We start from the raw sequence: 25,598 nt of genomic DNA on the forward strand, positions 1-25,598 counted from the left end.
CTCAACGATCGGACCACCGGATCGGCCGCGGCGCGGTCCGGAGACCGCCGTACGGGTGGCGGCGCCAGGGGTGTCGGATCCGCCCGGCCCGGTACCCCACCGGATGACCGGCGGGGGCACCGACACCGGTCGGTAAGCTGGAGGGGTGACTGGAGGGAGCTTCGGTGAGAGCGGCGCGTAGCCTGGCGACGCTGGACGAGGTGGAGAGTGGCGACCACGTCTGCCAGCTTCTGGAGCCGGCCGAGAACGCCGTGGAGCGCAGTCGTGCCTTCGTGGCCGACGGCGCGCTGTTCGGCGACAAGCTGGTGATCGTCGGCTCGGACGGCCGGCCCGCTCCGGAGTTCGCCGACGCGCCGGCCCTCGTCGTCCTGGATCCGGCACGGCTGGAGGGCTCATCCCTGCTGGCGGCCGTCCGCCGGGAGGCCGCGAGCGCCGGGCGCGAGGGCTTCCGGTCACTGCGGATCCTGCGGCACGTCACGGCCGACCACCGCGGCCCCCGGCCCGACACCATGCTGCAGAGCGAGCTGGATCTGGAGGAGTTCGCCGCGGACAGCGGTGCGACGGTCCTGTGCACGTATCGGCCCGGAGACTGGGATCCGCCCATTCTCGACCAGGTCAGGTGTGTGCATCCGCACCACGTGGGCAGCCGTCCCGAAGCGCCTGGGTTCCGGGTGTTCAGAACCGGAGAGGGCCGCTGGACGGTGAGCGGAGTGATCGACGCGGAAGGCGCCGCGGCGTTCGGCGCTGTGCTGCGCAGCCTGGTCGCCCACGCCAGGATCCTCCGCCTGACCTGTCACGACCTGGAATTCTTCGACGCGGCGGGCATGAGCGTCCTGGCCGACGCCGCCCGGCTCCTGCCGGAGCGCGTGGTAATCATCGAGGGGGCCAACGACACCGTGCGCCTGTGCTGGGGGCTCTCGGGATTCGCCGTACCGGAGGTGCCGGTGGTGATGGTGCCATGACCATTTCGTCTCCGCGGGGATCCGCGGACACCCTGACGGGATACCGGCACGAGCTGTATCCCTACCGGGGCCGGCAGGAGTTCCTGGACGGCACCCTGGGCTTCATCAAGGAGGCGCTCGACGGCGACGAGGCCGTCGTCGTGGCCGTGCCTCACGACAAGGTGACGCTGCTGCGCGCGGAGCTTCCGGAGCTGTCGGCAGTCCGCTTCGTCGACACCGGGTCCGTCGCTCACCATCCCGGACGTCTCATCGCCGCCTGGCAGCAGTGGATAGGCGAGCACACCGCCAAGGGCCGCCCCGTGCGGGGCATCGGCGAGTCGCCCTGGGACGCCGCCCGCAGCCGCGCCGAGGTGCGCGAGTTGCAGTACTACGAGTGGCTGCTCAACAAGGCCTTCGCCCGGAGTCCGGCCTGGTGGTTGCTGTGCCCGTACGACGCCGACGCCGTGTACGCCGACCTCAAGGCGATGGCACGCTGCCACCCCGAGGTGCGCCGGGACGGCCGCTCGCAGGCGAGCGACGCCTACGACGCGGCAGCCGCCTACCAGTTCGAGCCCCTGGACGATCCCTGCAACCCGTACGAGGAGACGCGCTATGCCGCCGGAGACCTGGCCGCGGTGCGCGGGAGGATCGCCGAGTGCGCCCGTCGGCACGGCATCGGCGGCTCACGGCTGAGGGAACTGACCCTCGCCGCCACGGAGATCGCCGGGAACAGCATCAAGCACGGTGGCGGACACGGGGTGCTCCGGACCTGGGCGGAGGAGGACCGCATGATCTGCGAGTTCCACGACCGCGGCTATCTGGACGACCCCCTCGTGGGACGGACCGGGCCCGACGCCACACAGGTCGGTGGCCGCGGACTCTGGCTGGCTCACCATCTCTGCGACCTCGTGGAGATCCGCTCCACCCGCGAGGAGGGAACGACCGTCCGCCTGCACACCGCGCTGCCCGACTGAGAGCCGCCCCGCCCGCACGCCGCACCCCGCACTCATCGGAGCGGCGGCAGCCGCCCGCGCACCGGGCCCGCCCGACTGAGAGCCGGCCGCGGCCGGTGCGCGTCGGCGGACGACACGGGCGGGGGCCGACCGACGGGGCCGGACCCGAGCGGCACCGGCCGGCCCCGTCGGTCCGTCCCCACGCCGACGCTCACGGCAGGGGTGTGCCGCCGGTCGCGTTGAGGATCTCGGCGGTGATGAAACTGGCTTCCTGCGAGGCCAGATAGACGTAGGCGGGCGCCAGCTCGGCCGGCTGCGCCGGACGTCCCAGCGGGGTCTGCTTGCCGAACTCCGTCGTGTCGGGCATCGTCGCCGGGATCAGCGGCGTCCACACCGGGCCCGGCGCGACCGCGTTGACGCGGATGCCGCGCTCCGCGACCATCTGCGCCAGCCCCTGCGTGAAGGTGACGATCGCGCCCTTCGTCATGGCGTAGTCCAGCAGGTGCGGGCTGGGCTTGTAGGCCTGCACGGACGTGGAGTTGATGACGCAGGCGCCCTGCGGCATGTGCGGCAGGGCGAACTTCGTCAGCCAGAACATGCCGTAGAGGTTGGTCCGCAGGACCCGGTCGAACTGCTCGGTGGTGATCGCCTCGATGCCGTCCGGCTGGGACATCTGATAGGCCGCGTTGTTGACCAGGATGTCGATCGATCCGAACTCCGCGACCGCCCGGTCGATCAGCGCCCGGCACTGGCTCTCCTCGCGGATGTCGCAGGAGACGGCGACGGCCTTGCGCCCGGCGTCCTCGACCAGTCGGCAGGTCTCGCGTGCCTCGTCCTCCTCCTCGGCGAGGTGGGTGAGGAGGACGTCGGCACCCTCGCGGGCGTAGGCGAGGGCCACCGCCCGCCCGATGCCCGAGTCCCCGCCCGTGATGACCGCCTTGCGGCCCTCCAGCCGGCCGGAGCCGCGGTAGGACTCCTCGCCGTGGTCGGGCGGCGGATCCATCGGCCCGGTCCAGCCGGGGTGGGGCTGTTCCTGGGAGGGGAAGTCGGGCCGCGGATGCTGGGTGGTGGGGTCCTGCTGCCTGCTGTGCTCGTCCGTCACGTGGACCTCCTCGGCTCGGGGGCGATGCTCGCAGGGGCGGGTTCCCCACGGTGACCGACCGAAAAGCACCATCCGTCCACCATCCGGAAACACGCCGAATGTTTCGAGAGCAGACAACCACCCTCACGGACCCGTAGGACGATCTTCGCGCGCCACCTCTGCGTGACGAGTCACCAGGTGAGCGCCCCTGGACTGGCACAACCACCCATCACTCGACTCCGTAAAGCATCCGAACGTTTCGAAATGAGTACCGAAACTGTTGACTGTTGACGGGGACAGCTCAACACTTTCGCCATTCCCCGTCCCCGAAGGAGGAGGCGCGAACATGACCGCGTTCGTCCATCCCGCGAGCCGCGGCCGCAGGCGGTTCCGCACGCTCGTCGGCGGTGCCTGGGCCGTCGCCCTGGCGACCGTGCTGGCGATGCTGCTGCCGGGCGCCGCCCACGCCGACACCGTCGTCACCACCAACCAGACCGGCACCAACAACGGCTACCACTACTCGTTCTGGACCGACAGCGCGGGCACCGTGTCCATGAACATGGGCTCCGGCGGCAACTACAGCACCTCATGGCGCAACACCGGCAACTTCGTCGCCGGCAAGGGCTGGAGCACCGGCGGCCGCAGGGCCGTGACGTACTCCGGCACCTTCAACCCGTCCGGCAACGCCTACCTCGCGCTCTACGGGTGGTCGACCAACCCGCTAGTGGAGTACTACATCGTCGACAACTGGGGCACCTACCGGCCCACCGGAACGTTCAAGGGCACCGTCACCAGCGACGGCGGCACGTACGACATCTACCAGACCACGCGGTACAACGCCCCCTCCATCGAGGGCACCCGCACCTTCAACCAGTACTGGAGCGTGCGGCAGTCCAGGCGGACCGGCGGAACCATCACCACCGGCAACCACTTCGACGCCTGGGCCCGTGCCGGAATGAGCCTCGGTACCTTCAACTACATGATCCTCGCCACCGAGGGATACCAGAGCAGCGGCAACTCCAACATCACGCTGGGTGACGCCGGTTCCGGTGGTGGTGGCGGTGGCGGTGGCGGTGGCACCGGCTGTACGGCGACCTTGTCGGCGGGTCAGCAGTGGGGTGACCGGTACAACCTGAACGTGTCGGTGAGCGGGTCGAGCAACTGGACGGTGACGATGAACGTCCCGTCCCCGGCGAAGATCCTCTCCACCTGGAACGTCAGTGCCGGCTATCCCAGCAGTCAGGTGATGACGGCGAAGCCCAACGGCAGCGGCAACAACTGGGGCGTCACCGTGCAACCCAACGGCAACTGGACCTGGCCCACGGTCTCCTGCACACCGAGCTGACGCCGAACCCCCAAGGGGAGGACCGATCCGCATGAGCACCAGACCGCGTCTCTCGACGCGCCGGCCGGGCACCGCTCTGGCAGTCCTCGCACTGGCCGCCGCCGGCACCCTCACCGTCCGGGCCGCCCCGGCGGAGGCCGCCACCTGCAACGGGTACGTGGGACTCACCTTCGACGACGGCCCGTCCGGCAGCACACCGAGCCTGCTCAACGCCCTGAAGCAGAACGGGCTGCGGGCCACCATGTTCAACCAGGGCCAGTACGCCGCCGCCAACCCGGCACAGGTGCGCGCCCAGGTCGACGCCGGTATGTGGGTGGGCAACCACAGCTACACCCACCCGCATCTGCCGCAGCTCTCCCCGTCGCAGATCGACTCGGAGATCTCCCGCACCCAGCAGGCCATCGCGGCCTCGGGCGGCGGCACCCCGAAGCTGTTCCGTCCGCCGTACGGCGAGACCAACGCGACGGTGAAGTCGGTCGAGGCCAGGTACGGCCTCACCGAGATCATCTGGGACGTCGACTCCCAGGACTGGAACGGCGCGAGCACCGACGCGATCGTCCAGGCCGCCGCGCGGCTCACCAACGGCCAGACCATCCTCATGCACGACTGGTCCGCCAACACCCTCGCCGCCATCCCTCGCATCGCGCAGGGACTGGCGGGCCGGGGCCTGTGCGCCGGCATGATCTCCCCCCAGACCGGCCGGGCGGTGGCTCCCGACGGCGGTGGTGGTGGCGGAGGTGGCGGTGGCGGTGGCGGTGGCGGTGGCACCGGCTGTACGGCGACCTTGTCGGCGGGTCAGCAGTGGGGTGACCGGTACAACCTGAACGTGTCGGTGAGCGGGTCGAGCAGCTGGACGGTGACGATGAACGTCCCGTCCCCGGCGAAGATCCTCTCCACCTGGAACGTCAGTGCCGGCTATCCCAGCAGTCAGGTGATGACGGCGAAGCCCAACGGCAGCGGCAACAACTGGGGCGTCACCGTGCAACCCAACGGCAACTGGACCTGGCCGACGGTCTCCTGCGCCACCGGCTGACCGCCCGGCGGACAGGGCGGGCGGCGGGGGCGTCCGGCACACCCGGTGCCGGACGCCCCCGCCGCGGCGCCCGTCCGCCACCGGCTCGCCCCCCGGACTCCGGCGCGCCACCACGGACGGGGGCCGGCCGGTCCGACACCCGGTCGGCGGGAGGCGCCCCTCGCGCGGGGGCACCCGTGGCGTGGGGCGGGGCAGCCGACGTACGGATCGCGGACGCCGGCGCGGGCCCGAGGGCCGCGGCCGCACCCCGTCGACGCGCGGTTCGCTGCCGCGCGTCACCCGGCTCCCGGCCTGCCCGCCCCGTGCGAAGCGACCGGCGTCCAGCAGCGCACCCGCCGGGAGCCGACCCGTACGGCCCGGCGGGGACCCGGCCCGGCGATCGCGCCCCCGACCCTGCCGGGCTCACCCCGCCCGCGGCCGCCCGCCACTGCGCCCGCCCGACATCCCGCGAAGCGCACGGACCCCGTGGCGGCCATGCGGTGCCCAATGCGGTGCCCAATGCGGTGCCTAGTGCGGCGCCGACCCGGCCCGACTCGCCGAGACCGCCGAGAAGGCGGGCGCCGACGGCACCCCTTCCGGCCCGTCGTACGCCGCCGTCCACACCCGCGGGCCGGCGCCCGTCCCGAACTCCGCCGGGGCCGCGACACCACGGCATCGCGACACCGCGACCGAGGCAGCCCGTCCCACCACCCGGACGACCGACCGGCTTCGTCGTCCGCCCCGACGACCGGCTCGGCCTGGCGTGAGCGCACGCCCTCCGCTCCTCCCACGAGAGCGTCACGACGCGCGGACCGCCTCACGACGCTCCCCACCGCATTGGCCCCACGCCACCACCGCCGTCCGGCTCAGCCCGTCGGGCCGGGGGGTTCCGGCGGTTCCCCCCACGGCATCTCCAGCACGGTCCGCAACTCCGCGACCGACCGCGCGCCGATCCGCTGCGTCAGGGTGTGTTCGAGCGCGTCGAGGGCGTCCGTCGCCCGGTCGTGCGCGCGTCGGCCCGCCGGGGTGCGGCGGATGAGCAGCTGCCGTGCCGAGGTGGGATGCGGCACCTGCTCCAGCAGGCCCACGTCCACCAGGGCGTGTACGGCCTTGTGCGCGGTCTGCCGGGTGACGCCCATGCGGCGGGCCAGCTCGGACACCGTCGTGCCCCGCTCGTCGAGAACCGCGAACAACTGGAGCTGGGTCGACGACACCTGCTCGGCGCCGTCCGCCTCGAGAGCCGCCAGCAGGGCGTCGTCGAACCAGCGGCGGGCCTCGCCCAGCAGCTGCGGCAGGCTGCGGCGTCCGGCGTCCATGCGCTCCCCAGGGTCGGGCGGGAAAAAGGTCAGCGAAGTCTTGCACGTTCCGGAACCACTATGTCAGCCTGGCTGACATAACGCCCCGTCGTGATCGCCGTACGATCGCGGACCGGCCGCCGCGACGGGCGGCCGACCGGCCGCCGCACCACCGAGGAGAGCCGTGACCATCGAGTACGCCACCCAGTACCGCCGTGCCTCGCAGATCCCGCCCGACCCGGGCAAGCCGTACTTCATCGAGCGGGGCATGGGGGACCGCGCCCTGCTGTTCACCGACCTGTTCACCGTGTACGCCGGCGGCGAGCAGACGGAGGGCACGTTCAACTTCTTCACCTGCGAGGGCCCCAAGGGCGACACCATCCCGGCCCACCTCCACCCGGACACCTACGAGGTCTTCTTCGTGACGGACGGCGCGGTGCGGCTGTTCGTCGAGGACACCGCGGGGGAGCAGTACGAGAAGCTCCTCACCGGCGGGGACTTCGGCTTCGTCCCGAAGAACTGCCCCCATGCCTACCGCATCGAGCGGCACGGCAGCCGGATCGTCGGGGTGGCCGCCGGCCCCGGCGGCACGTTCGAGCGGTTCTTCGAGAACCTCGGCACGCCCGTCGAGGGCCCCGACCTGCCCCCGTCGCCGTACGTCCCGGAACGCGCCAAGTTCGCCACCGTGCCCCAGCAGTACGACGTACGGTTCCTGCCCGCCCACCAGTGGCGCACCTCGTGAACGCCGACCTGCTCAGCGTCATCGCGGCACCCCACCCGGACCGGGCCCCGCTGCCGCCCGCCGCACACCTGGGCGCCGGGGTCCGCCTCCTGCGAGGCGTCCCCTACACGGACGTACCGGGGACGCGGCCGCCCGAACTCGACCTGTGGCTCCCGGAGCGCCGTCCCGGCGCACCGGCCGTCCCCGTGGTGCTGTTCGCGCACGGCGGGGCCTGGCGGCGCGGCAGGCGCGAGGACATGGGGTACCGGATGCGGGGCTGGGAGCCCGGCCCCTTCGCCCGGCTCGCCGCCGCCGGACTGGCCGTCGCCTCCGTCGACTACCGGCTCTCCGGCGAGGCCGTCTTCCCCGCCCCGCTGGACGACCTGCGTGCCGCCCTGCGCTGGCTCGCCCTGCGCGCGCCCGAACTCGGCACGGACACCGGACGGACTGTCGTATGGGGTGAATCGGCCGGCGGGCATCTCGCCGCCCTGCTCGCGCTCTCCGAAGGGGCCTCCCGCCTCAGGGGCGCGGTCGCCTGGTACGCGCCCAGCGACCTGACCCGGCAGCCCGACGGCCCGGACACCCCGGAGGCGCTGCTCCTCGGAGCGGCGCCCTCGCGCGTGCCCGGACTGGCCCGCGAGGCCAGCCCCGTGGCCCAGGTCCGGCCCGGAGCGCCGCCCTTCCTCCTGGTCCACGGCGAGGACGACTCCATGGTCGACTGCGACCACAGCCGTGCCCTGGCCGCCCGTCTCGACGAGGCCGGTGTCCCGGTCGACCTGTGGACGGTCCCCGGCGCCGACCACGTCTGGCACGGCCTGCCCGAGGAACAGGTCGAGCGCCTCTTCGAGCGGATCCTGGACTGGATCCGGCGGATCACCGGGTAGCGCTCCGGCGCGCGTCTGTGTCCGGGACCTCCCCGTCGGAACTCGTGGCCTGGTCCGAACGCCGGGTCAGGCGCTGTTCACCGGCGAGGGCCTCGTCGTCCGGGCGAGCGCACGCGGCACGTACACCACCCGGCCCGGCCGGGGGCGGACGGTCACCACGACGGTCCCCGCCGTCCCCGCCGCCCCCGCGGGGAGCGTCCCGAGCCGGTGGCGGCTCGACGGCCCGGACCGGCGGCCCGGCACCGGCGCGACCCGCACCCAACACGTCGAGGTCGCCGTGGCCCTGGACGGGCTGCTGCCCTGGTCGTGCGTCCCGGAGCCGGCGGACGGCGCGGGGAGGGCCGCCACCGCACCACCGCGGACCTCCCGCCGGGTGGAACGCCCGCCATGGAGTCCGCCTGGAACTCGGCCGGGTCGGCGACACCGCCGGGTGACGGTCAATGGCCGTCGGCTCCCGCCGGTCGACCGCCCGCGTCCCGTCGTCGATCTCGGCCCCGCCCTGCTGCGGCGCGGTCCCGACGTCGTGCGGGTGGAGGTGGCGACCCCGCTGATCAACCGTCTGCGGGTGGCGCGGCCCGGCGTGTTCGGCGGCGTCAGCCCGCCAGGACCACGGACTGGTGGGACCGGTACGCCTGGTGCCGTACGCGCAGGTGCGCGTGGGCCGACGGCGGCCGGCCTCAGTCGGAGCCGGGCAGCCGGACCAGGTGCACGGCCGTGCTCGACCAGTCGCCCCGCGGCAGGTCGAGCCGGAGGCCGTACTCGGCGAGGACGGTGGCGTGGTGCACGGTGCCGGTGCGGGTGTCCCGGTAGCGGGCGCCGGGCGTGAGCGCCGGCAGCCGCACGGGCAGCCGGGGCGCGCCGTGCCGGGGCCCGCGCTGCCAGGCCAGTACCAGCAGCTCGGCGGCGTCCTCGGCGACGTACTGCACCACCGTCGGACGGTCGCCGAGCGGCTCGGACAGCCGGTACAGCGCACCGTGCTGCACGAGGTGGCGCACCTTCTTGTACTCGGCCACCAGCGCCGCGCCCTCGGCCAGTTCCTCCTCCGACCAGCGGGTGAGGTCGCCGCCGATGCCCAGCAGGCCGGCCATGGCGGAGTGGAAGCGGAACCGCAGCGGAACCGTGCGGCCGGTGAGCTGGTTGGGCACGTCGGTCACCCACGCGGACATCGTGCGGGCCGGATAGATCTGGCCGAAGCCGTGCTGGATGGCCAGGCGGTCGACGGCGTCGGTGTTGTCCGAGGCCCAGGCCTGGTCGGTGCGCGCGAGGATGCCCAGGTCGACGCGCCCGCCGCCCCCGCTGCACGTCTCGATCCGCAGACCGTGATGGTCGACGCGCAGCCGGTCCAGGACGCCGTACAGGTTGGTGACGTACGCGCTCCACAGCCGGTCGCCGCCCTGGCCGGCACCGGGCCAGCCCGCCTCGCTGAAGGCGCGGTTCATGTCCCACTTGAGGAAGTCGACGTCGTGGTCGCCGACCAGCCGGGTGAGCCACCCGTACGCCCAGTCGGCCACGTCCGCGCGGGCGAAGTTGAGGACGAGCTGGTTGCGCAGCTCGCTGCGGGTCCGGCCGGGGATGTGCAGGACCCAGTCCGGGTGTTCGCGGTACAGGTCGCTGTCCGGGTTGACCATCTCCGGCTCCACCCAGATGCCGAACCGCATGCCCAGCCCGTGCACGGCGTCGGACAGCGGACCCAGGCCGTGGGGGAAGCGGTCGGTGGCCGGCGTCCAGTCGCCGAGCCCGGAACGGTCGCTGCGGCGCGAACCGAACCAGCCGTCGTCGACGACGTACAACTCGACGCCCAGTGCGGCGGCCCGCTCGGCGAGGGCCGTCTGGCCGGCCTCGTCGACGTCGAAGCCGGTGGCCTCCCACGAGTTGTAGAGCACCGGCGCCGTCTCGCGGCCGCGCGGCAGGACATGGGCGAGCGTGTACGCGTGCCAGGCGCGGCTCGCCGCGCCGAACCCGCCGTCGGTGCACAGCCCGGCGAACACCGGCGTCGCGTGTTCCTCGCCCGGCTCGAGCGGCACGGTCGTTCCCTCGTGCCCCGCCCCGCCGGTCCACCCGGCCCGCCCGTCGGGCGTGCGCTGCACGGTGACCCGCCAGGTTCCCGACCAGGCGAGGGCGGCGCTCCACACCCGCCCGTGCTCCTCGGTGGCGTCGCCCGCGTCGAGCATCACCCACGGGTTGGCGTGGTGGCTGGTGATGCCGCGCCTGCTGGTCAGCACGGTCTCGCCGTAGGGGAGGGCGTCCCGGCACAGCTGGCTCTCGGCGGACCACTGGCCGGTCGCGTGGCTGAGCCGGTAGTCGGGCAGCGCGGGCAGCGTCCAGGCGGCGGAGTCGGCCCTCAGGAGTTCGACGCGCCGGTCCCCGGCGTTGCGCAGCACGGTCCGGCGCTCGATGACGTCCGTGTCCTCGCGCACCCGGTAGTGGAGCGCCACCCGCAGGGGGTAGAGGCGGTCGCGGAACTCCAGGACGAGTTCGGCGCTGCCGGGCACGGGTTCGTGCACCCGGTGCCCGACCGGCTCCCATTCGAAGGCGCGGGAGCCGTCGGCGTGGCGCACCTGGAGGGAGGGCGGGCCGAAACGGGTGCCTCCGTCGACCGGGAGTTCCTCACCGACCGCGGGCCGTCCCTCGAAGCTGTCGCCCGCCGACTCGACCGGCGCGAGCAGGCTCTCCGCCTCCGGGAGGGTCAGCCTCGGCCCCCACGCCAGGTGACAGGGAGCGCCCGTGTCGTCGATCCGCAGGGCGTACGAGGTGTGCGGCGTGGTCAGCAGCCAGATCCCGGTGTCCGGGGAGAAGGAGATCATCGGTATCGGGCCTCACGGGACGAAAGGAGGAGGGAGTGACGGAGTGACGCAAAGCCAAGCCTGACCTTCGATCGCATGTCAAGCCCCCTCTTGTGTCGATGCATCGAAAGTTGAGAGCGGCCACCGGCGATTCTTCGGGGTTCACGGGTTTCTTTCATTGACAGCGGAAAATAAGAAACCGTAGGTTTCCGGCCATGCCCTCGCCCACCGGCGCCGAGACGTTCCCCGCCGCCACCGCCGCCGCCGCGCACATCTTCACCGCCGTCCTGTCGCACGGCCCGCTCACCCGGCTGGCGGTGGCCCGGCGGACCGGCCTGTCCCCGGCCGCCGTCACCAAGGCCGTCCGCCCCCTCATCGAAGCGGGATACCTGGTGGAGCAGGCGGGCGCGGACCCGGAGACCCGTCCGGCGCTCGGACGGCCCGCGGCGCTGGTCCGGGTCGACGGCGGACGAGCGCTGTTCCTCGGCGTCAAGCTGACCGGCGACGAGATCATCGGCGTGCTCACCGATCTGCGCTGCCGGATCCTCCTCTCCCGGCGGGTGCCGATGGGCGACCGCGCCCCCCGGACGGTGCTCGCCGCGACCGCGGACCTCGTGCGGGAGCTGCTGGCCGAGGCGGACGGTTACGGCGTCCGGGTGGCCGGCCTGGGCATCGCCGTCTCCGGTGACGTGGACCGCGCCGAGGGCGTGGTGCGGTACTCGCCGTTCCTCGACTGGCACGACGTGCCGCTGGCCGGACTCGCCGCCGCCGCCACCGGGCTGCCGGTGACCGTCGACAACGACGTGCGGGCCCTCACCGTCGCCGAGCAGTGGTTCGGCGCGGGCGTGGGCCTGTCGGACTTCGCCGTCGTCACCGTCGGCGCGGGCATCGGCTGCGGCCTGGTCGTGCACGGCCGGGTGGTCGCCGGAGCCCACGGTGTGGCGGGCGAGATCGGCCACGTGACCGTCGACCCGAACGGCCCGCCCTGCCACTGCGGCAACCGCGGCTGCGTGGAGGCCATCGCGGCGGACGCGGCGATCCTCGCCCGCATCCGCGAGACCGGCGGAACCGAGGTCGCCGACACCGCCGAGGCCGTGGAGCGGGCGCGGCGGGGCGACACCGACGCATGCGAGGCGTACGCCAGGGCCGGGGCCGCCATCGGCCGCGGCATCGCCACCGTCGCCAACCTGCTCGGACCCGCCCGCGTGATCATCTCCGGCGAGGGCCTGGCCGCCTACGACCTGTTCGCCGAGCAGATCCGCGAGGCGTTCGCGGCCGCCGCGTTCGGCTCGGCCGCGCGGTGCGACGTACGGACCAGGCCGCTGCCCTTCGAGGAGTGGGCGCGCGGGGCCGCGGCCACCGCCATCCAGTCCTTCATCAGCGCACCGGACTGAGCACCCGAGCGGGTCCGGCCGTGGACCGCGAATACTGCACATGGCAGCCCCAGCCGTCCCCCGAAGCCGCTAAACCCTGCGGTTTCCGGCATCTCTTCACACGTCACGGGCAAAGCCTCGCGTCATCCGCCCCTGACCCGAGGAGACACCCCGCATGGTTGCCAGACCTGCCGCCGGCCGACGCCGCGCCGCCCTGACCGCTGTCAGCACCCTCGTCCTGGCGGCCGTCCCCGCGGTGGCGGCCGCCGGGCCGCCGCACCCCGCGCCGCCCGGCCCCGCCGCCGCCCGCACCGTCGGCGCCGAGGAAGCCCCGCAGGCGGTGCTCAGCGCCCTCCAGCGCGACCTGCGCCTGACGGCCGAGCAGGCCAGGACGCGCCTGGCCAACGAGGCGGAGGCGGGCCCCCGGGCCGGCCGGCTGCACAACGCACTGGGCGAACGCTTCGCCGGGGCGTGGGTGACCGGCAGGACCTCCGCCGGCCTCACGGTCGCCACCACCGACGCGGCCGACGTGCCCGCCATCCGCGCCGAGGGCGCCCAGGCCGCCGTCGTCACCACATCCCTCAGCGGCCTGCGCGCCCTCAAGGAGGACCTCGACGAGGCGGCCGGCCGCATCCGGACCGCGCAGACACCCGTCTGGTACGTCGACGTCAGGGCGAACCGCGTCGTGGTCCAGGCGACCAGCCGGTCGGCCGCCGACGCCTTCATCGAGGCGGCCGGCGCCCAGGGCAAGGGGCTGGGCGTTCGGGTGTCGGCCGAGCGCCCGCTCCTGAAGGCGGACATCGTCGGCGGGGACGCCTACTACATCGACGGCACCGCCCGCTGCTCCGTGGGCTTCTCCGTCACCAAGGCCGAGCAGCAGGGGTTCGCCACGGCCGGCCACTGCGGCAAGGCGGGGGCCACGACGGCCGGCTTCGACGAGACCGACCAGGGATCGTTCCAGGCGTCCGTCTTCCCGGGCAAGGACATGGCCTGGGTGGGCGTCAACGACAACTGGACCGCCACCGCCGACGTGAAGGGGGAGGGAGACACCAAGGTCCAGGTCTCCGGCTCGGTCCAGGCGCTCGTGGGCGCGTCGGTGTGCCGCTCCGGTTCGACGAGCGGCTGGCACTGCGGCACGGTCGAGCAGTACGACGTGAGCGTCACCTACGCCGAGGGCACCGTCGACGGCCTGTCCCGTACGACGGTGTGCGCCGAACCCGGCGACTCCGGAGGGCCGTTCGTGGCCGGGACGCAGGCCCAGGGCGTCACCTCGGGCGGCTCGGGGGACTGCACCAGCGGCGGCACCACCTTCTTCCAGCCGGTCAACGCGCTCCTCGACGAGTTCGGGCTGACCCTGAAGACCGCGGGCGAAACCGTCACCCCCGCCCCGCCGCAGGGGACCAGCACCGACACCTGGGCGCCCGGACGGGTCTACGAGGTGGGGGAGTCCGTCTCCTTCGCCGGCGTCGACTACCTGTGCCTCCAGAACCACCAGGCGCAGGGCGCGGGGTCGCCGGAGGCGGCCCCGGCCCTCTGGCAGCGCTCCTGACCGCTGGAGTACGCGGGCCCCGGCGGCGGAACGGTTTCCGTTCCGCCGCCGGGGCCCGCCCGTCTCATCCCTCCGCGAGGAGCGCGTAGGCGGTGGCCATGAACGGGTCGCGGGCCCGGAACCGGCGGGTGCACAGCGCCACCAGCGCCGTGCCCGTGTCGGGCCGGAACCCCAGGAACGCCTGCTGGCCCAGTGTCGCCCCGCTGTGGAAGTACATCGGCCCCCGCTCCGTGGGGTGCCGGAACCAGCCCACCGTGTGCACATGCCGGTGGTCCAGGCCGCGTCGCAGGACGGGAGTGCGCACCGACAGCAGCGCGTCGGCGATCGGGGCCCGCAGCGGGTCGAGATGGGCTTCCAGGAAGGTGAGCAGGTCGTGCGGAGTGGCCCGGACGGCACCGGCCGACCGGAAGCCGCCCGCGTCGAAGGGCGGCACGGGTGCGCGGCCGTCCCCGGCGTGCCCGACGGCGTCGCCGCCGGCGCGCGGCCACGCACCCGTCGAGGCCAGCGCCAGCGGATCCAGGACGTGTTCGGCGAGGAGTTCCTCCCACGGCGTACGGGTGACCGCGCCGACCGCGTGGCCCAGCACCGCCACACCGAAGTTGGAGTAGCGCCAACGGGTGCCGGGCCGGTGCCGTGGCCGGTGCCGCAGGAAGGTGTCGACCACGCGTGGACCCGGGTACCGGGCGTAGGGGTTGGTGCGCCAGGCCGGCAGCGCCCGGACGAAGAAGTCGGCGGGCAGGGCGGGCAGTCCCGAGGTGTGGGTGATGAGATGCGCCAGCGTCACGGGAGCCGTGCCCGGCGCGCGGTCCGGACGCAGGCAGGTGAGGGCCGGTTCGCCGCCGGTCAGCGGCCCGCGCCGGATCAGCCGGGCGAGCATGAGTGCCGTGAACGTCTTGGTGGCCGAGCCCAGTTCGTAGCGCAGTTCGGCGCGGGGCACGGCGGGCGCCGGTGCCGTGCCCCCGCAGAGCAGGATGCGGCGGCCGTACCGGGAGACCGCGAGGACGACGTCGGGCGCGTCCGCGCTCTCCACCGCCTCGGCCAGCCGCTCCGACCAGTCCGGGCCGTCCGACCGGCCGCGCGCAGACGGCTCCCCGGGCGCGTGGACGACGTCGTCCTCGGGGACGCCCGGCCAGAGCGCGGTGCCGGCGGTCATGACGCGGCGGTGTGCGCCAGCTCGGACAGGGCGCGCGAGGTGGCCAGCGCCGAGGCGAAGGCGGCGACCAGCGTCGGGTGGTAGACGGCGTCGAAGACCTGGTCGCGGTCGCCGTCGGGCATCGAACGCAGTGCGGGCATCGCGCCGTCGGCCTGCTGTGCCGCCGCGAACCCCGCCCAGGCCCGCTCGTCGAGGGTGGGCCGCGGCAGGCAGGCGTCGACGACCAGCAGTTCGCCCAGCAGGTCCCAGCGTCGCAGGTCCAGCCAGTCGTCGAGCCACACCGGCAGCCAGTCGCCCAGGTAGTCGGCGATGCGGGGCGGCAGTCCGGCGGGGTTCTCGCCCCAGTCGGTCAGATGGAACACCGCGTGCGTGATGTCGTAGGCGATGTGCCCGTCCACCGTCCACGGTTCCGGGGTGCGGGCCAGCCAGGTCCCGGCGAAGGCGTCGGCCTCGGGCGGGCGGGGGGACAGCCCGAAGCGCCGCTGGAACGCGGACAGGCCCAGCTGCCGGGTCGGGGTCCTCTCGGACGCCGACCAGCTGTCGATGCGGTGGTTCAGGACGGCGGCGCGCTCGATGTCGGGCCGGCTGTGGCCCAGTTCCCTGAACGGCAGGTACACCTCGAACGGGATGGGCGAGATCGGTTCGATGCGCTGGGCCCGCACCAGCATGGCACCGCCGTCGAGCGTCTCCCGCCAGGCGTGGTCGAGCAGCCTGCGCACCAGGTCGGCCTGGCGTGCCCCGGCCACGCCCTCGCGGAACAACACCTTGCAGACCACGGCGAGTTCGCCGACCGGCTTGAGCCGCTCCAGGAAGCCCACCTCGGGATCCACGTCCGGTTCCAGACGGAAGCCCTCGCGATGGGACCACAGCCACTCCAGGGCGCGGACACCGACGGTGTGGATCAGTCGGGTGTCGGTCATCGCAGGGCTCCTTCCAGGCCGTCGTACGGGCCGGTCGTGCCGTCGTCCGCCCGGTGCTGTGCGGCGGTCAGGGCCGCGGCGAAGGCGGCCATCAGCGTGGAGTGGTAGCAGTGGGCGAAGTCCGGCTCGTACTCGGTCGCCGTGGCCGATGCCGGGCCGGGCGGACGTTCCTCGCGGAGCGCGCCGGTGGCGTGCCGGGCCGCCGCGATCCGGTCCCAGGCGTCGCCCGCCGAGACCGGGTCGAGGGGCTGCGGCAGATTCGCCGCCACCGCGAGCAACTCGCAGCTCAGGTCCCACATCCCGGCTTCGAGGCAGGTGTCCAGCCAGGCCGGGAGCCAGTCGGCCAGATACGTCCTCAGCTCCGCCGGGAGGCCGGCCGGGTCCCGGCCCCAGTCGGTCAGGTGGAACACCACGTGGGTGAGCGCGTATCCGGAGAACCGCTCGAACGTCCAGGGTTCCGGGAGCCCGCCCAGCCAGGTGCGGCCCAGCGACCCGGGGACGTCCTCGGGGCGGAGGACGCCGATGCGCCGCTCCGCGGCGAGCACGCCGAGGCGCCGGGTCGGGTCCTGTTCGGCGAGCCGCCAGCCGCGCGAGCGGGCCACCGTGGCGGCCGCCGCCTCGTACTCCGCGTGTCGCAGACCCGCCGAGGCGAACGCGGCGTACACCTCCAGGGGGTAGGTGGCGAAGGGCTCCAACCGCTGTAGGCGCGCGAGGAGTTCGCCCTGCCCAGTCTGGCGCCAGGCGTAGTCGAGGAGGTCGCGCACGGGCGCGTGCAGAGGATCGGAGGGCGGGGTGCACCGGGAGACGCTCGTGCAGACCAGGGCCAGTTCGCCCAGGGGTTTCCAACTGCCGTTCACGGTCCCGTCCGGTGCCAGGGCGTCCGCGCCGAGCGCGAAGCCCTCGCGGTGCGCGGACAACCAGGCGAAGGCGTCCTCCTGCACGCGCCGGGCGGTACGGACATGGGCGCCCACCTGCCGCATGGCCACGCTCCCGTCGTCCGGCCTCACACGAACACCCCGGTCCGCATCGTCCGGGCCGCCTGCACCTGGAGCGTGACGCGCGGATCGGTGTCGCCCATCAACTCCACGAAGTCCAGCCCGGCTTCCAGTCCGAGGGCCGGGGGCACCCCGTCCAGCAGCGTCAGCCAACGCCCCGCTCCGGCGGCCTGCTGCCAGTCCCTGCGGCGTACCGCCCGGACGAATCCCCGGGCGACGTCCACGGGCCGGCGGCGGGCGGCGCGGGTCACGGCGCAGTCCACGTCGGGCACCGCGAGCGGGGCCAGGACCGCGAGTCGATGGGTCAGGGTCTGCCAGGGCGCGTCGTCGAGCCAGGTGGCGTCCGGTTCCGGCGGGCCGTCACCGCCGTACCCCTGCGGGCCGGGCGGTTCGAATCCGCGCAGCGTGCGGGTCATGGCCCAGTGGCTCCAGCGGATGGCCGGGGCGGTGTCCGGGCGGGGCGGGAAGGCGGCCACGGCCTTGCGGAACACGGTGAGTTCCGCTTCGTCGGGCCGGGTGCGCAGCAGCACGTTCGGCAGGAGCAGGTCGGCTCCCGTCACGCGCACTGCCGCCAGCAGGAGTTGCTCGGCGCCGTCGTCGACGGCCGCGCGGCCCGCCGACGGGGTGTGGTCCCCGCCACGAAGGGCGGAGACCACACCGGCAGCGAGGTCCTGCACCGTACCCAGCAGAAGGGGTGAAGTGCCTGACTGCTCCATTGCCTGCTCCTGTCGCTCCCGGGTCAGGGCTTCTTGGGACGCGGGGTCGGCGGGGACAGCAGCAGCGTGCCCGATCCGGAGTTGAGCGCAAGGGTGCCGCACTCCCTGCTGTCGCGGAAGATCCCGTCCGCCTCGGCGGGGTCGAGCACTGCTTCGAGTTCGTCGGCACGCAGGCCGGTCAGCTCGTCGATACGGTTCTCGGTGGATGCCATGCCCACCATCTCCTCTGGTTCTGGAACCGAATGGCTTCCTCGGTCGAGTTGACCGAATGGGGCGAATGATGCAAAAAATCCCATAAGTACCAAAAGTAACTTCTTCAATATCTTGTGCCTTGAGGCGACGGGTGGTTGAGCGCGGCTCGAAGGGCCTGCCCAAACGGCCTGGTCTACCCATCCGTCATATGCCATCGATCGGCGAGTGAAGGCCGCTGGAGGCCGCCTGACCACGCCTCACCTACACGGTCCGGGCGACGAGAAGGGCGACGTCGTCGTGGTCCTCCGGGTGGCGCAGCCCGTACAGCAGGAGGTCGCAGATCTCCTCCAAGGGCCGCTGCGGCTCGTCGAGGAAGCCGAGCAGTACGTTCAGCCGGTCGTCGATGGAGTGGTGGCGGGTCTCCACGAGGCCGTCCGTGTAGAGCACCAGCAGGTCGCCGGCGACCAGGTCGGTCGTGGTGGTCTCGAAGGGGACGCCGCCGACACCCAGCGGGGCGCCGGTGGGCAGTTCGAGCAGCCGGGGCTCGTGGCCCGGACCGGCCAGCGCGGGCGGCATGTGGCCCGCGTTGGCGATCCGGAGCCGGCGCGTACGCGGGTCGTACACGGCGTACAGACAGGTGACGATGTAGTGCTCCAGACCGCGGGTGATCTTGTCGAGGTGCTGGAGGACGGAGCCGGGATCGAGTTCGAGGTCCGCGTAGGCGCAGGTGGCGGTGCGCAGCCGGCCCATGGTGGCGGCGGCGTCGATGCCGTTGCCCATCACGTCGCCGACGACCAGCGCGGTCTTGTCGTCGGTCAGCGGGATGACGTCGTACCAGTCGCCGCCCACCTCGCTGGTGGCCTGGGCGGGCTGGTAGCGCGAGGCCAGCTCCAGGCCGGGATGCCGGGGCGGATGATCGGGCAGCAGGCTGCGCTGGAGGGTGAGGGCGGTGTTGCGCACGCTCTGGAACCAGCGGGCGTTGTCGATCGCCACGGCGGCGCGGCCGGCCAGCTCACCGGCGAGGATGACGTCGTCCTCGTCGAACGGGAGCGGATTGCGGGTGCGCTTCAGGTCCAGCGCGCCCAGCACCTCCCCGTGCGCGATCAGCGGCACGGCCAGGTAGGAGTGCACACCAGCGCGGGCGAGGAGCGCGGCGGCCTCGGGGCTGCGGGCGATGCGCGGCAGGTCGCGCTCGCCGACGTGGCGCACCAGGACCGGCCGCGCGCTGTGCACGCACAGGGTGACCAGTCGGTCGCCCTCGTACGTGCTGAGGTCACCGGGAGGGTCGGCGGCGCGCTCCGCCACGGTCGGGTGGGAGGCCTTGAGCGCGAGGGCGCGGAAGAGTTCCGGCCCGTTGTCCGGCCGGCGTCTGCGGCGGCAGGCCAGCGCCGAGTCGAGGATGTCGACGGCGACCACGTCGGCGAGCTGCGGGGTGGCGATCTCGGCCAGCTCCCGGGCGGTCTGCTCCACCTCCAGCGTGGTGCCCACCCGCGTGGAGGCCTCGGCGATGAGGGCCAGACGCCTGCGGGCCCGGTCGGCCTCGGCGGCCGCACGGTGGCGCTCGGTGACGTCGACGAGCGAGAGGGCCGCGCCGAGGACCCTGCCGCCCGGGTCCTCCAGCCGGTAGAACGACAGCGACCAGGCATGCTCCTGGTCCGGGTCGGCCGGAGTACGGCCCACGTGGAACTGGTCGAGCAACGGTGTGCCGGTGGCGATCACCTGGCGCAGCGCGGACTCGATCGTGTCGATGTCGGGCAGGGGCAGCGCCTCCCGCAGCCGACGGTCGACGTGATCCTCGGCGGGGATGCCGTCGATGCGCTCCAGCGCCGGGTTGACGAGCAGATACCGCAGGTCGGTGTCCACGAGGGCCAGACCGATCGGGGACTGGTTGATGAGCCGCTCGCACAGCGCGAGGTCCGTCTCCACCCGCTGGAGCAGGTGGTGGTCGGCCACGATGCCCAGGGCGTAGACGTCCCCCAGGTCGTCCTGGAGCCGGATGTTGCGGAACTCCACCAGGCGACTGCTGCCGTCCTTGTGCCGCACGGGGAACGCGCCCGCCCAGCCGCGCCCGGTCTCCAGCACCTCCGTGAACAGCCGGACGACGGCCTGGAGGTTCGCCGGGTCGACGAACAGCCGCGCCGCGTACGACCCCAGGGCCTCCGCCGGGGTGTAGCCGAACAGCTCCTCGGCCTGCGGCGTCCAGAAGACGATGCGTCCCTCGGCGTCGAGTACCACCGCGGCCACGCTCAGCATGTCCAGCAGGCCGGTGGTGCGGGGCTGCTCGGAACCGTACGGGTCGCTGTCGGACCGGAAGGACTCGGTCGTCATCCCTGGGCCTCCTCCACCGGTCGGCTGAACGCAGCGGCGACGGCCGGTACCGCCGCAGATCCGATCGCGGGCACCGGCACTTCCATGCTGCCTCCCCGCGGCAGATCCCGGAAGCCGGGCCGCCGAGGCCGAGGCCGAGGCCGAGGCTGCCGCCGATGCCGGCACCCGGTCCGGCCGGTGCCGTGCGTATCGGGCGGACAAGCAGGACCATGGTCGTGAAGAGGATGGCTGCCATGGAACCTGCTGGACGTACTCCCGACGGTCCGACGCCCGACGCCCCCGACGCCCCCGACGCGCTCGGAGGGCCGGTGCCCGGCGAAGTGGCTGACGCGTCCGGTGGGCGGGCGCCCGGCGAAGTGGGTGACGCGTCCGGCGGGCCGGTGCCCGGCAGGTCCGGTGACGCGCCTTGCGGACCGGTGCCCGGCCAATCCGACGACCGCCCTGGCGGGCCGGCGCCCGGCCGGCTCGACGGTGTTCCTCGTGGTCCGGTGCTCGGTGGGTCGGGGGATGTCCCGAGGGGGTTGCCGCGCCGGGCGTCGGACGGCGTCTCCGGCGAGTCGGTGTCCGGCGGTCCGGGGGAGAAACCGGGGGAGGGCCTCGGCGACCCGGTGTCCGGTGCGTCCGGTGCGTCCGGTGCGTCCGGTGGGGCCAGTGGGTCCGGTGGGTCCGGTGATCGTCTCGGGCGGCCGGCATCGGAGGGGCCTGGTGTACGTCCGGGTGGGCCGGTGACCAGGGAAACTGACGACCGTTTCGAGGGGACGGTGTCCGATGGGTCCGGTGATCGTTCCGAGGGGCCGGTGTCCAGTGGGTCCGGTGATCGTCCCGAGGGATCGGTGTCCGGTGGGTCCGGTGGGTCCGGTGACCGTTCGGGTGGGCGGGCGTCCGGGGGAGCCGAGAGCCTTCTCGACGCGTCCACCGACGCCGCGGCCGTCGTCACCGCCGGTGGCGTCGTCGTGGGCTGGACGCGGGGTGCCGAAGCGCTGCTCGGCCGGTCGGCGGGCGAGGTGGTCGGGGGCTCCGCCGCGCGGTTGGTGGCGATGCCCGCGGACCCGGCGCGGGTGGCCGGCGTCGCCGAGCGCTGCCGTGCCGGAATGGGCTGGAGCGGACGCATCCGCGCACGTCACCGTGACGGCCGGTCGATCGACGTCGATCTGCGCGTCTCCGCCTCCTTCCGCGTCGGCCAGGACGAGTGCTTCCTGCTCTCGGCCCGCGAGCGACGGCAGCACTGGACGGTCGACCAGTCCGTCGTCGACGGTTTCCTGACCCGCTCACCGATCGGCATGGCGGTGATGGACCTGGACCTGCGCTACACGTGGCTGAACGACACCCTGGAGCGCCTCGGCGGAGTGCCCCGCGAGCAGCGGCTGGGGCGCCGGCTGAGCGAACTGCTCCCCGGACTCCAGGCGGAGACCCTCGAGGGCCTGATGCGCAAGGTCCTGGAGACCGGCGTCCCGGTCACCGACTACGAGTACATGGGGTGGAGCTGGGCCGATCCCCACCGGCAGCACGCCTACTCGACCTCGTTCTTCCCACTGGTGGGCTCCGACGACTGCGTCACGGGCCTCTGCTACATGGTCCTGGACGTCACCGAGAGGTGGAACGCGCGCCGGCTGCTGTCGATGGTCAACGAGGCCGGAACCAGCGTCGGCACCACCCTGGACGTGGTGCGGACGGCCCAGGAACTCGCCGACTTCGCCGTACCCCGCCTCGCGGACTTCGTCATCGTCGACCTCCTGGAGCCCGTCCTCAGCACCGAGGGCCACGGTGCGTGGCTGACCGACGCGGGCCCGGCGCCCGCCAGGCCGGTGATGCGCCGTGCCGCCCTGCGATCGGTGCGCGAGGGCTGCCCGGAGGCGGTGGCGCGGATCGGTGACCGGGTGGGCTTCCTCCCGCCGCCGCACGACATGGGCCTGCTCATCGGAGGGGAGCCGATCCTCATCCCGGTCCTCGATCCCTCCGACGGCCTGTGGATGGCCCAGGAACCCGCGCGGGCCGAGCGCATCCGGGAGTTCGGACTGCACTCGCTGATCTCGGTGCCGATGCGGGCGCGCGACACCGCCCTCGGACTCACCACGTTCATCCGCTCGCTCAACCCCGTCTCCTTCCAGTCGGACGACGTGCTGCTGGCCCGGGAACTGGTCGCGCGGGCAGCCCTGTGCGTCGACAACGCGCGCCGCTACACCCGCGAACACACGGCCGCGGTGACCTTGCAGCGCAGCCTGCTGCCGGACGTCCTGACCGGAGGTTCGGCGCTGGAGGTCGCCTCCGGCTATCTGCCGGCCGACCCGACGGACGGCGTGGGCGGCGACTGGTTCGACGTGATCCCCCTGTCCGGGGCCCGGGTGGGCCTGGTGGTCGGGGACGTGGTGGGGCACGGCATCACCGCCGCGGCGACGATGGGCCGGCTGCGCACCGCCGTACAGACCCTCGCCGACATGGAGATGCCGCCCGACGAACTGCTGGCGCACCTGGACGACCTCGTGCTCCGGCTGAGCGCGGAGCGAGGCGACGACGAGGCGGCCCGCGCGACCGCGGCCACGTTCCTCGGCGCCACCTGCCTCTACGCCGTCTACGACCCCGTCACCCGCCGGTGCTCGCTCGCCCGGGCCGGGCATCCGCCCCCCGTCGTCGTCTCGTCCGACGGACAGGTCACCTTCCCGGAGGTCTGCGCCGGACCGCCGCTCGGGCTGGGCGGCATGGGCTTCGAGACCACCGAGATCGAACTCGCCGAGAACAGCCTCCTGGGCCTGTACACCGACGGTCTCGTCGAGGGAACCGACCGCGACATGGAACAGGGCATGACGCGACTCGGCGAGCTGCTGGCCCACCCCGAGGCCGACCTGCGCACGCTGTGCGAGACGGCCGTACGACAACTGGTGTCCGTGCCCCGCCCCGACGACGTCGCCCTGCTGCTGGTCCGCACCCACGCGCTCGGTGCCGACCGCGTCGCCTCCTGGGAAGTACCGGTGGATCCGGCGGCCGTCGCCGACGTACGGGCCCGAGCGACCCGCCAGGTGGAGGCGTGGGGCCTGGCGGACCTCGTGATGACGACCGAACTCGTGGTGAGCGAACTGGTCACCAACGCGATCCGGTACGCCGCCCCACCCATCCGCCTGCGCCTCCTCCGGGACGCCCGGCTGACCTGCGAGGTCTCCGACGCCAGCAGCACGGCTCCCCGGCTGAGGCATGCCCGCAGCACGGACGAGGGGGGCCGGGGCCTCTTCCTCGTCGCCCAGCTCGCCCATCGCTGGGGGGCGCGCTACACGGCCGAAGGAAAGATCATCTGGGCTGAGCTGGAACTCCCGCCACCCCCGTAGCGGGAGCGGCGGGAGGCCTACGCGCACGCCCAGGCGTTCATGCCCTGCATCGCCGCGAGCCGGCGGGCCACGGCGATCTGCGACTTCCTGCTCGCCAGGTCGGCGCGCGGCGCGTGTCTGAGTCCACCGGCGGCCACCCAGCTGCGCTGCGAGAACTGGAGCCCGCCGTAGTGGCCGTTGCCGGTGTTGGCCCGCCAGTTGCCGCCGGATTCACAGCGTGCGATGGCATCCCAGTCGGCCTCCGCCGGGATGCTCGGGGCCGCCCCGGCGGAGGGGGCCATGACGGCGAGGAGGGCGGCGACGGGCAGGCCGAGCCACAGGGCCGAGCGGCCCGACCGGAGCGATCCGCGCCCGTGACGCGGCATCATGTGCTTCTGAAATGAAAACATGACAAGTGACATTAAACGGATGATGTGGTCGTCGCCCCGCGTCACGCCCGTTCGCGGTCCCTTCTGCGGCCGTCCGGGTGACGCGCTGTCAGTCGTATCGGCCCGCCCGCCCTCCCTGTGGGCGGAGCAGCGGCGCTCCTCCGGCTCCGCGGGCGGGCGCCGGATGCTGGGGTGGAGGGGGGCGGGTCGGGAGATTCCGCACGCTGCGGCTGGACGCGGACCGTCCACCGCGCGAGCGGCACGGGAAACACGAGTAGCCGTCAGGCCGCCTGCTACGGCGGGCGATCCGCCGTCCGCCACCGCGGCAGTCCGGCCGTCCGCTACTTGCGGTCCGGCCGTCCCCGCTGCCTCGGCGGTCCGGCCGTCCGCTACCTCGGCCACCTCGGCCGGCCATCGGCACGCCGAGGTGGGCCGTCGGCCTCGGCGATGTCATGGAACGGCCGTTCGGTCGCCGTAGGGAGGCAGCCGTGCGGACACGCCGGACCGCGCACACCGCGGGAGCGCCGGACCGGGAGGCGAGCGCACCCCTCCCCCGGCCTGCGCCGCCGGCGCTTCGCGGCCGCCTGCGCAGGCCGGGACGGCGCCGAGGCGACCACCTCGCCGTACGCCGACAAGCCGTCCGCGCCGCGCGCGGCGACGACCGCCGACCGGGGGAGGGCGGCGGAAGGTCCCCCCTTGCTCCCGTCTACGATGTCCAGGCCCCTGCCCGACCGGCGTGGGAGCGAGTCGGCGTCCGGTGACCCGGTCCGACTCGGTGGACAGGGGTCGACACCGGCGTCGACCCGCCTCATCGACCGTGCCTGTCCACCGGCCCAACCGGCCCTGTCGTGACCGCCGTCTGCCGAAAGTGACGTCCCTACGTGTTCCAGGAAACGCCGATCTTCCATCGTCTCGTCGCCGAACGGGGCGACATCCCGACCCAGGTGCGGGGCGAGGCCGAGCGCATCCAGCGCGATCTCGCCTCGGTCATCCCCTCCCCGTCCGCCGCCGGCAACCTGCCCGCGCAGCACTTCCTCGCCGTGCGACCCCGCCACGAGTGACCCGCCTTCCCCGGTCACCGCACCGGTTCGGCCGACAGGAGTTGCAGGGGTCCTGCCCGCGATGAGCAGCGGCTTCGCTTCATAGTTGAACGACGTCTGAAAATGGCTTCATCTCTTTGCGCAAGAGGTGAGGAGTCGTGAGGATGGCGCCTCAGTGCGCCCCACCGCCATCCGTCCGCACCCCCTCACCTCTTGAGGAACAGTCATGCCGCATCTTCTCGCGCAAGCCGCGGCCACGGCCGCCGCCACCCTGACCGCCCTGCTGACGAGCCCCGTGGCCTCCCATGCCGCGGACGCCGCCCCGCCCGGGACATCCGCGCCCGACTGCGTGCACCACTACGCCGACCGCCGCTACACCATCGTCGTCAACGACTGCGACACCACCGTGAGCGTGACCGTCGAGTACGCCGACGGCCGGTGGGCCCCGTGCCGCACCCTCGCACCTCGCGACGTGGCCACCTTCGCCGGATACGGCTTCGGCGGGAACGACGTCCTGGGCCTCGGCAGCTGCCTGCCCGCGACCGCCTGACCGCACCGGGCGGGCGCGCTCAGCCCGTGGATCGCGCCCCGCCCGGCTTCCGGCCGGCTCCCGGCGTCGTCCGCCGCCGAGA

21 protein-coding genes are annotated in these 25,598 nt (G+C 73.4%); 11 read left to right on the top strand and 10 right to left on the bottom strand.

The features are described from left to right. The first annotated feature begins 164 nt into the window (after positions 1-164). Both ACFYO5_RS21075 and ACFYO5_RS21080 read left to right on the top strand, forming a co-directional pair. Complete coding sequence (locus tag ACFYO5_RS21075) at positions 165-962, top strand: MEDS domain-containing protein (RefSeq protein ID WP_388710615.1); 798 nt, start codon at positions 165-167, stop codon at positions 960-962. Continuing rightward, positions 959-1,915 carry an anti-sigma factor RsbA family regulatory protein gene (locus ACFYO5_RS21080; RefSeq protein WP_388710617.1) on the top strand — a complete coding sequence of 319 codons (957 nt, stop codon included), beginning with the start codon at positions 959-961 and terminating at the stop codon, positions 1,913-1,915. The genes ACFYO5_RS21075 and ACFYO5_RS21080 overlap by 4 nt, the downstream gene beginning before the upstream one ends. A gap of 190 nt (positions 1,916-2,105) precedes the next feature. Here the strand turns inward: ACFYO5_RS21080 and ACFYO5_RS21085 are convergent, their stop codons facing one another. Next, positions 2,106-2,996 carry an SDR family oxidoreductase gene (locus ACFYO5_RS21085; protein ID WP_356569429.1) on the bottom strand — a complete coding sequence of 297 codons (891 nt, stop codon included), beginning with the start codon at positions 2,994-2,996 and terminating at the stop codon, positions 2,106-2,108. Positions 2,997-3,321: 325 nt separating this feature from the next. Here ACFYO5_RS21085 and ACFYO5_RS21090 point away from each other — a divergent pair, with 325 nt between their 5' ends. Further along, entirely contained in the window at positions 3,322-4,320 is a 999-nt protein-coding gene (locus tag ACFYO5_RS21090; protein ID WP_388710621.1) for a glycoside hydrolase family 11 protein, read from the top strand. 31 nt (positions 4,321-4,351) lie between these two features. Continuing rightward, on the top strand, positions 4,352-5,353 hold the full coding sequence (locus ACFYO5_RS21095; RefSeq protein ID WP_388710624.1) for a polysaccharide deacetylase family protein: 1,002 nt from the start codon (positions 4,352-4,354) through the stop codon (positions 5,351-5,353). 845 nt (positions 5,354-6,198) lie between these two features. Here the strand turns inward: ACFYO5_RS21095 and ACFYO5_RS21100 are convergent. Continuing rightward, positions 6,199-6,648, bottom strand: coding sequence for a MarR family winged helix-turn-helix transcriptional regulator (locus tag ACFYO5_RS21100; protein WP_388710626.1), 450 nt, complete (start codon positions 6,646-6,648; stop codon positions 6,199-6,201). Between the two features lie 163 nt (positions 6,649-6,811). Between ACFYO5_RS21100 and ACFYO5_RS21105 the strand changes: the two genes are divergently transcribed. Beyond that, positions 6,812-7,369: a quercetin 2,3-dioxygenase gene (locus ACFYO5_RS21105; protein WP_356569786.1), complete on the top strand. Its 558-nt coding sequence runs from the start codon at positions 6,812-6,814 to the stop codon at positions 7,367-7,369. Beyond that, positions 7,354-8,232, top strand: coding sequence for an alpha/beta hydrolase fold domain-containing protein (locus tag ACFYO5_RS21110; RefSeq protein WP_388710631.1), 879 nt, complete (start codon positions 7,354-7,356; stop codon positions 8,230-8,232). Before ACFYO5_RS21105 ends, ACFYO5_RS21110 begins: the two co-directional genes overlap by 16 nt. Before the next feature lie 677 nt (positions 8,233-8,909). Here ACFYO5_RS21110 and ACFYO5_RS21115 read toward each other — a convergent pair. Further along, positions 8,910-11,042, bottom strand: coding sequence for an alpha-galactosidase (locus ACFYO5_RS21115; RefSeq protein ID WP_388712265.1), 2,133 nt, complete (start codon positions 11,040-11,042; stop codon positions 8,910-8,912). A 188-nt stretch (positions 11,043-11,230) separates the two neighbouring features. Here ACFYO5_RS21115 and ACFYO5_RS21120 point away from each other — a divergent pair, with 188 nt between their 5' ends. Continuing rightward, the gene (locus ACFYO5_RS21120) at positions 11,231-12,409 is read left to right on the top strand and encodes an ROK family protein (RefSeq protein WP_388710634.1); all 1,179 of its coding nucleotides are present in this window, start codon (positions 11,231-11,233) and stop codon (positions 12,407-12,409) included. Positions 12,410-12,563: 154 nt separating this feature from the next. After that, on the top strand, positions 12,564-13,937 hold the full coding sequence (locus ACFYO5_RS21125; RefSeq protein WP_388710637.1) for an alpha-lytic protease prodomain-containing protein: 1,374 nt from the start codon (positions 12,564-12,566) through the stop codon (positions 13,935-13,937). A gap of 64 nt (positions 13,938-14,001) precedes the next feature. Here the strand turns inward: ACFYO5_RS21125 and ACFYO5_RS21130 are convergent, their stop codons facing one another. The 6 genes from ACFYO5_RS21130 to ACFYO5_RS21155 form a co-directional block, all read right to left on the bottom strand. Beyond that, positions 14,002-15,090 carry a serine hydrolase domain-containing protein gene (locus ACFYO5_RS21130; protein ID WP_388710640.1) on the bottom strand — a complete coding sequence of 363 codons (1,089 nt, stop codon included), beginning with the start codon at positions 15,088-15,090 and terminating at the stop codon, positions 14,002-14,004. Continuing rightward, positions 15,087-16,010: a DUF6895 family protein gene (locus tag ACFYO5_RS21135; protein WP_388710643.1), complete on the bottom strand. Its 924-nt coding sequence runs from the start codon at positions 16,008-16,010 to the stop codon at positions 15,087-15,089. Before ACFYO5_RS21135 ends, ACFYO5_RS21130 begins: the two co-directional genes overlap by 4 nt. Next, complete coding sequence (locus tag ACFYO5_RS21140; protein WP_388710646.1) at positions 16,007-16,990, bottom strand: DUF6895 family protein; 984 nt, start codon at positions 16,988-16,990, stop codon at positions 16,007-16,009. Before ACFYO5_RS21140 ends, ACFYO5_RS21135 begins: the two co-directional genes overlap by 4 nt. Before the next feature lie 23 nt (positions 16,991-17,013). Continuing rightward, positions 17,014-17,721 (bottom strand): hypothetical protein, encoded by a 708-nt coding sequence (locus ACFYO5_RS21145; RefSeq protein WP_356569796.1) that lies wholly within the window; start codon positions 17,719-17,721, stop codon positions 17,014-17,016. 23 nt (positions 17,722-17,744) lie between these two features. Beyond that, positions 17,745-17,933 carry a hypothetical protein gene (locus ACFYO5_RS21150; protein WP_356569798.1) on the bottom strand — a complete coding sequence of 63 codons (189 nt, stop codon included), beginning with the start codon at positions 17,931-17,933 and terminating at the stop codon, positions 17,745-17,747. Positions 17,934-18,174: 241 nt separating this feature from the next. Next, the gene (locus tag ACFYO5_RS21155; RefSeq protein ID WP_388710650.1) at positions 18,175-20,241 is read right to left on the bottom strand and encodes a SpoIIE family protein phosphatase; all 2,067 of its coding nucleotides are present in this window, start codon (positions 20,239-20,241) and stop codon (positions 18,175-18,177) included. An 833-nt stretch (positions 20,242-21,074) separates the two neighbouring features. On the opposite strand from ACFYO5_RS21155, the gene ACFYO5_RS21160 reads away from it, so the two are divergent. Beyond that, positions 21,075-23,558 (top strand): SpoIIE family protein phosphatase, encoded by a 2,484-nt coding sequence (locus ACFYO5_RS21160; RefSeq protein ID WP_388710653.1) that lies wholly within the window; start codon positions 21,075-21,077, stop codon positions 23,556-23,558. Between the two features lie 17 nt (positions 23,559-23,575). Here ACFYO5_RS21160 and ACFYO5_RS21165 read toward each other — a convergent pair whose 3' ends face one another. After that, positions 23,576-23,947, bottom strand: coding sequence for a transglycosylase family protein (locus tag ACFYO5_RS21165; RefSeq protein ID WP_388710656.1), 372 nt, complete (start codon positions 23,945-23,947; stop codon positions 23,576-23,578). 860 nt (positions 23,948-24,807) lie between these two features. Between ACFYO5_RS21165 and ACFYO5_RS21170 the strand changes: the two genes are divergently transcribed. Continuing rightward, entirely contained in the window at positions 24,808-24,987 is a 180-nt protein-coding gene (locus ACFYO5_RS21170) for a hypothetical protein (RefSeq protein ID WP_356569802.1), read from the top strand. A 205-nt stretch (positions 24,988-25,192) separates the two neighbouring features. Beyond that, complete coding sequence (locus ACFYO5_RS21175; protein ID WP_388710659.1) at positions 25,193-25,516, top strand: alpha-amylase; 324 nt, start codon at positions 25,193-25,195, stop codon at positions 25,514-25,516. Positions 25,517-25,598: the final 82 nt, after the last annotated feature.

Origin of the sequence: Streptomyces sp. NPDC006259, assembly GCF_042870975.1 — a bacterium.
In the GTDB taxonomy this organism is placed as follows: domain Bacteria; phylum Actinomycetota; class Actinomycetes; order Streptomycetales; family Streptomycetaceae; genus Streptomyces.